3 protein-coding genes are annotated in these 2724 nt (G+C 32.5%); all 3 read left to right on the forward strand.

The window, feature by feature from the left end:
* A partial coding sequence (locus tag AB8B90_RS10105) for a methylmalonyl-CoA mutase family protein (RefSeq protein WP_405336469.1) occupies window positions 1–1194 on the forward strand: 1194 nt, incomplete at its 5' end.
* Between the two features lie 46 nt (window positions 1195–1240).
* A complete protein-coding gene (locus AB8B90_RS10110) occupies window positions 1241–1732 on the forward strand; it encodes a hypothetical protein (RefSeq protein ID WP_405336471.1) in 492 nt (163 codons plus the stop codon).
* Between the two features lie 152 nt (window positions 1733–1884).
* A partial coding sequence (locus AB8B90_RS10115; protein WP_405336473.1) for a hypothetical protein occupies window positions 1885–2724 on the forward strand: 840 nt, incomplete at its 3' end.

The raw sequence follows: 2724 nt of genomic DNA on the forward strand, positions 1-2724 counted from the left end.
AATGATGGTTTAGGATTGATGCTTTTAGGTGTAACTGGAGATCAAGTTTTACCTGCTGACGTATATGCAGATATTAAAGCTAAAACTATTGCTCAAGTTAGAGGAACGGTTCAAGCAGATATATTGAAAGAAGATCAAGCGCAAAACACTTGTATTTTTTCTACTGAATTTGCATTGCGTTTAATGGGAGATGTTCAAGAGTATTTTATTAATAATAACGTACGAAACTTTTACTCAGTATCAATTTCTGGATATCATATCGCTGAAGCTGGAGCCAATCCAATTTCTCAGTTAGCATTCACGTTATCTAACGGATTTACTTATGTTGAGTATTACTTGTCTAGAGGAATGGACATCAATAAATTTGGTCCAAACCTATCGTTCTTTTTCTCAAATGGAATTGATCCTGAATATGCTGTAATAGGAAGAGTAGCAAGGAAAATATGGTCTAAAGCTCTTAAGCATAAATATGGCGCTAATGCTAGAGCACAAATGTTAAAATACCATATTCAAACATCAGGAAGAAGTTTACATGCTCAAGAAATTGATTTTAATGATATAAGAACAACACTTCAAGCCTTGTATGCTATTTATGATAACTGTAATTCGTTACATACAAATGCATATGATGAAGCCATTACAACTCCAACCGAAGAGTCAGTTCGTAGAGCCATGGCTATTCAATTAATTATTAATAAAGAGTTAGGATTGAATAAAAATGAAAACCCAATTCAAGGATCTTTTATTATTGAAGAATTAACTGATTTAGTCGAAGAAGCGGTTCTCATGGAATTTGATCGTATTACAGAACGTGGAGGTGTTTTAGGTGCAATGGAAACCATGTATCAGCGTAGTAAAATACAAGAGGAGAGTCTGTATTACGAAACTTTGAAGCATAATGGAGAATTTCCAATTATTGGAGTGAACACCTTCTTAAGTAGTAAAGGGTCTCCAACAGTTTTACCTGCGGAAGTAATTAGAGCCACAGAAGAAGAAAAGCAATTCCAAATAAAAACTCTAGAGAATCTTCACAAGGCTAACGATACAAAACAGTTATTGAAAGACTTGCAGCATAAAGCCATTAATAACGAAAATATATTTGAAGCCTTAATGGACGTTTGTAAAGTATGTTCTCTTGGTGAAATTACTTCAGCTTTGTTTGAAGTAGGAGGACAGTATCGTAGAAATATGTAAGAAGTTCATTTTTATAGTGTAACTTTACTGCTATAGACCAAAAATCATGAAATACTTTAAAATTTTTAGCACACTCTTATTATGCTCGTTTGTTTCGCTATATAGCTGTAATGATAGTACAAAAACTTCAAAGGAAAATGCAACGACATCTGACTCAAAAGAAGTTAAAGATGCATCTACTGAAACAAAAAAGGCTACGCCTAAATTAAAGGAGCCAGCACAAAATGCATCAGGTGTTTGGCATTATACCTGTAGAATTGGCTGTCCAGGTGGAGCTGGTATAGCTGATAAATGTAAAACTTGTGGAAACATTTTAATTCATAATACAGTTTATCATAATGGTGCTAACCCAACCAATACAAATTCTGATGTTCAGTTTTCAACTCCAACTGCAACAACACCTACTCCAGAACCGAGTCAGAATTCAGCAGGCGTATGGCATTATACTTGCTCAAAGGGATGTGCTGGTGGAGCTGGATCAGCTATAGCTTGTGCTACTTGTAATGAAACATTAGCCCATAACTCTGCTTATCATTAATCAGGTTGTACCAAATACCTTTTTTACTAAAAATAAATTTAATTAAAATGTCATTATTCTATGACACTGTAGTTGTTATATTTTTTTGAAGAAAAGTTTAATTAAACTCATAACAACATAATAACTATTATATTAGCATAAAATTCTTACAAATGAAATCACTATACTTATCAGCATTTATTTTTTTCATCTCTGTTCAATTAACCTTTGGTCAATGGGAAAATATCAATGTTAATTTTAATGATAATTTTACTGGAGTCGTTTTTTTAGATAACAACGGACTTGTGTCTGGACATAGCGGTTTATATTATACAACTAATTACGGAAATACTGCAGCAGATTGGACAAGATTTGAAATTACTACAAATCCTGGCGATTCTGATATTTATGAAAACACAGTGTTTTCTCATTGTTATGCAAATGATGAAGATGCTACAAATTCTGGATTTGTTTATGCTTCAGGAGTTAATTCATTAACTAATAATGCAGTTATTTTTAGATTAAACTTTCCGTCTTTAGACTATGAAATTATTTATAATGGTGCAGCAAATACAAGTATCAATAAAATAGGATTTAATGATTCTACAGACTCTTACTATGCAGTAGGTGATAATGGATTAATAATTGGTTTTTCTGATGCTAGTCCAACAAGCTATTTAATCAACCCTTCAAGTACCGATTTTAATAATGAAGATTTTAATTCAGTAAGTTTTAATTCTAATAGGTTATGGCTTGGTGCAGATGGTAAGGTGTTTTATGGAAATCATTATGGTACCGATAATTATATTAATTTAAGTTCTTATGATACTCCAGGTGTTAACCACGTAGGATTAGATTTTAGAAGTACTTATAACATGTATTCGGCTGGAAATAACTACTCAAGATTTTCAATTTCAACTGGAACCACCTACAATAATAGATTCGATTTTGGGGATTTAAATGCGCAAACCATGATCAATTCTAGTAACCAACATCTTATTGGTACAGATCAT

The organism is Psychroserpens sp., from assembly GCF_045105015.1.
GTDB lineage: Bacteria > Bacteroidota > Bacteroidia > Flavobacteriales > Flavobacteriaceae > Psychroserpens.

Coding starts and splice junctions, on each gene's coding strand:
- AB8B90_RS10110 (WP_405336471.1), top strand. CDS start 1,241: ATGAAATACTTTAAAATTTTTAGCACACTCTTATTATGCTCGTTTGTT.